General features: G+C 46.4%; 3 protein-coding genes. All 3 read right to left on the bottom strand.

Annotated features, from left to right (window positions below):
- Window positions 1-134 precede the first annotated feature (134 nt).
- The 3 genes from PN462_RS14335 to PN462_RS14325 all read right to left on the bottom strand — a co-directional run bounded on the left by PN462_RS14335 (window position 135) and on the right by PN462_RS14325 (window position 4472).
- Window positions 135-740, bottom strand: coding sequence for a LabA-like NYN domain-containing protein (locus PN462_RS14335; RefSeq protein WP_272129122.1), 606 nt, complete (start codon window positions 738-740; stop codon window positions 135-137).
- A 185-nt stretch (window positions 741-925) separates the two neighbouring features.
- Complete coding sequence (gene metG, locus PN462_RS14330) at window positions 926-2539, bottom strand: methionine--tRNA ligase (protein ID WP_272129120.1); 1614 nt, start codon at window positions 2537-2539, stop codon at window positions 926-928.
- Window positions 2540-3164: 625 nt separating this feature from the next.
- Window positions 3165-4472 (bottom strand): MFS transporter, encoded by a 1308-nt coding sequence (locus PN462_RS14325; protein ID WP_272129119.1) that lies wholly within the window; start codon window positions 4470-4472, stop codon window positions 3165-3167.
- Window positions 4473-4548: the final 76 nt, after the last annotated feature.

Here is a 4548-nt window from a genome sequence, read left to right as displayed (position 1 = left end):
GTTGGGGGAGATAGGGGAGATGGGGGAGATGGGGGAACAACAAGGATTGATGAATTATCCATTATTCATTACCTATCACCCATCATCCATCATCCATTATCCATCACCCATCACCCATCATCCATCACCAATAACTAATCCTCTCCTAAAATTTTGATTCCGGGAAAACTGCGATGGGGGTAACTATTGGGATGATGTTTAGTGCTTTTTTGCACATCATCCTTAATTTGGTCAAGGTCGATGTAACGGTCAGCCACATTAATTAAATTATCACTGGTCATAGCCCGTAAACTGACCACTTCTACTCGCGCACCCCGATAACTTACCGCATCAACCGCATAGGCGAGATCACCATCTCCACTGACTAAAATGGCTGTATCATAGGCATGGACTAAGGCCATCATATCCACGGCAATTTCAACATCAAGATTGGCCTTTTTCGACCCATCGGGGAGTTGTACTAAGTCTTTGGCGATGACGCGATAACCATTCCGTCGCATCCACAGCAAAAATCCCTGTTGTTTTTCGTTACTGCGATCTACTCCGGTGTAGAAAAAGGCGCGTAACAACCGCGACCCGGCGGTTAGACGATACAATAGTTTAGAGTAGTCGATTTCTAACCCTAACTGCAAGGCAGCGTAAAATAGGTTCGATCCATCAATAAAGATGGCCACGCGGCCACGATTTTCTAAAACTTGTTCTGGGGTAAAGATTGGGTCTTCACCAAAATTGTCTTCCATGATCATTGTTAAACCTCGTTTATTAAAAAAGTGTTGTCTTAAAAAATGCCTTTTATCGGGTTAGGTGTGGGGTGATTAATGTACAATGACACCCGTTAGGAGGTCAACAGTCCTCCTCTGCATAGCTGGTCATTTTTGTGATGTGATGTAAGGGGTGTTTTAATCAGCCCTTTTAGCCTGGACTGTTAAGTGGATGCTGTTGCTGTTGGGGGGTCTAATTTAGCAAAAATGGGTTTAGGTTTCTTAACGGGTTGTCCGGCTGCTAATATCCCCCATTGGGCATGATGCTGAAATAAGTCGGGATGGTTAATTTGGCTGGAGTTATTAAAATCAAGGTCAAATCCAAGTTGTTGGTAAATTTTGTTACTCAAATTAGGAATAACAGGGGAGAGAAGATAAGCTGACAGTCTTACGGATTCTAGGACAGAATATAAGACGATTTCCACTTGTTTTTGTTGCTTCTCTTTATACAACGACCAAGGGGCTTGTTCGTCGATGTATTTATTGCACGTTTGAATGAGGGTGAAAATGTCGGTGCAAGCGTGGCTAAAGTTTAGCTGATGATAGGCTTGGGTCACGCGATCGCGCAATTCCACCCCAAGAGCTTTTAGGGGGTTATCCTCCGGGATATCTGAGGCAGAAACCGCCGGAATTTGGGCTTGACAATACTTTTTGGTCATGCCCAAGGTACGATTGAGTAGATTGCCTAAATCGTTGGCTAAATCGGCGTTGAGGACGTTGATAAAACGGGTTTCGTTAAAGTCTCCGTCTTGGCCGAATTCGATTTCTTTTAAGAAATAGTAGCGCACCGCGTCTGAGCCATAGCGACTGACGAGAGCGACCGGATCAATGGTGTTTCCGGTGGTTTTCCCCATTTTTCGCCCATCTTTAGTCAAAAAGCCGTGGCCAAAGACGATTTCTGGGGGGGTTAGTCCCGCAGACATGAGCATGGCGGGCCAGTAAATGGCATGAAATCGGAGGATATCTTTGCCGATGAGATGAATATTAATGGGCCACCATTTTTTCAGGGCGTTGTCTAGGGTGGGGTCGTCGTCGGGGTCTAATAGGGCGGTAATATAGCCTAATAGCGCGTCAAACCAGACGTAAATGGTATGTTTGGGGTCGTTGGGGATGGGGAAGCCCCAGTCTAGATTAACGCGGGAGATGGAGAAGTCTTGCAATCCCTTTTCCACAAAATTTAAGACTTCGTTGCGCCGACTTTCCGGTTGGATGAAGTCGGGCCGCTCTTGGTACAGGGCTTTTAGTTGATCTTGATATTGGGAGAGGCGAAAAAAGTAGTTATCTTCGTCTCGCCATTCTACCTGTTTATTGCTGTGGATGGGACAATAGTGGCCTTCAAGGAGTTCCCGTTCGTCTTTAAATTCTTCGCAGGAGACGCAGTACCATCCTTGTTGTTTGGAGAGGTAAATGTCGCCGTTGTCCCAGACTCGTTGAAAGAAGTCTTTGACGATGGGGTGATGTTTGGCCGCTGTGGTGCGACTAAAACGGTCGTATTGGATGTTGAGTTGGTCCCAGAGAGCGTCGAAGGTGGCCGCAATGGCATCACAATGCTCTTGGGGGGGGACTCCCTTGGCCTCGGCGGACCGTTGAATTTTCTGACCGTGTTCATCAGTCCCTGTGATCATCAGGACATCGTGACCCTGAAGCCGATGAAACCGCGCGATCGCATCCGCTACCATGGTGGTATAAGCACTACCAATGTGAGGCACATCGTTCACGTAGTACAAAGGGGTTGTAATCGCAAATAAAGGGGTTGTACGGGCTTGGGGTTTGTTCATAGACGATGGGATAGAATCAACATGGGTTGCTTGAGTTACAGAGAACCTGTCCACAGAAGACAAGGGAAAGAGGACATGGGAAAGCACGTCAAGCACACCATCAGCAACGGATACAATCAGGAACTTGGGTTAAGAACGGTTTAATACTACCTTAAACGTTCTTCTCTATTCTAGTTTTTTTTGCCTCTATTAAAAAAGGATTGTTTGACCTGCAACAAAATCTTTACCTTTTTTACAGATAGTTGTAACCCAAGAGGAGGTTGTCAATTATTGTACCCTTTGCCATGGCTACTTCTCAAGTTGCCCTCCTTTTTCCCCCTCATCCCCTCGGCTTCTCCTAAGATTCACTGACTCACTTTGTCTCTTTTCCTGTGATTCTTAGTTATTTTTTAACCCGGCATAAAAAAAAGTTATAATTGATATTATTTTTTTATATCGAATGAGTCTAATCTGCCAATACCCTCTAAAATCCTTAATGTTTAGACTGCGAAAAACCTTACAAAAAATAAGTTTCCCAAGAGCTCAATCTAGAATAAAAGTTCGATCCCCGTGATCCCCAACTTGTTTTCTCGTTTAATTCTTGATTTAAACCCTAAATTTAGGGTCTCGCCTCAGTGAGTTTTAGTTAAAGATGAATGGCGTAACTATCTTTTTCTTGTCCCGTAGCAAAACGAAAAGAATGGGTTAAATTTTTACTGGATTGAGTGAGAAAGGTAAGCAAGGCGAGACTGGCGAGGCCAGCCGCGATCGCAAATATCCCCTGATACCCCAAAAAAGGCGCAAACGTCCCCGCCAGAGGTCCCCCCAGAGCAATCCCCACATCAAACCCCCCCACACACAAGGAATAAGCCCGGCCTCGCTCCTGACTGGTAGAGCGGTCCGCCACCAACGTCGTCATCATAGGAATTAACGTCCCGGCCCCGGCCCCCTCCGCTAACGCCCCCACAATAAACTCCAGAGAAGTCTGAGCCAACGTTAACAACACCATCGAGAGAGTATAAGCCATTAAACTCAGCGTAATAAACAACCCCCGTCCCAACTGGTCCGAAGCCCGGCCCGCAAACAACCGCACCGAAAAACTAGCCACCGCCACCGCCGTATAAAACATCCCCGCATTAATCCCCACCTCACTATCCCGAATATAAGCAGGTAAAAACGTCGTCAACGTGCCAAACACCAATCCCACCTGCAATAAAACTAAAGCCGGAATACTCAAACGGCGACTTTGCACCATTTCCCCTAAACGAGAAATCGCAATGGTTTGAAACACCGTTTTTACAAAGTCCACTACGCGCCAAATGCCCTGTTGTAGCAAATTGCCACCCTGTCGCCCCACCGAAGGAGACGGCGTAAGATTACGAAACGTTTCTCGCACCTGAGACGCAAAAATAAAGCCCAAAAGTCCTAACGTCCCGGCAACCATAAACACCGTCCTATAGCCAAACCCTTCCACCAAAAAACTCCCCAAGGCTGGCCCCAAGGCCATACCAATGGGGACCACCAACGTCATATAACCCACAATTTCCCCCCGTTTTTGGGGAGGAGACAAGTCCACCACCAACGCACTATAGCCCGTAGTCAGTCCTGCAATACTAATCCCATGCAGCCCCCGAATGAGGGCTAAAATGGGCAAACTACTCACCATCAAATAGCCAAAAGGAGCAAGGCCAACCACCGCCGTCCCAATTTGTACCACCAATTTGCGACTCCGTTGGTCTGCCCATTGTCCTAAAAGGCCCCGTGAGAAAATTAGGCCAATGGCAAAACTGCCCATCACCAGACCAATTTGCTGTTGAGTTGCCCCCACCGACTCGATATAGAGGGGTAGAGTAGGGAGGAGAATAGTTAAACTCGACCAAAAACAAAGCCCCGTCAAAAACAACAGCAGTAAGTTACGACGAGTTTTGGGAGGAAGGGTGCTAAAAACTTTCACAGTCGTCTCAGTAAGGAATACTTTTTTAAGTTAACATTTCGTAATAGTATTTGGTGATGGGTAATGGGTAATGGGT

The organism is Spirulina sp. CS-785/01 (assembly GCF_028330525.1).
Classification (GTDB): domain Bacteria; phylum Cyanobacteriota; class Cyanobacteriia; order Cyanobacteriales; family Spirulinaceae; genus JAQMSD01.
This window is presented reverse-complemented; position numbering and strand designations above follow the sequence as displayed.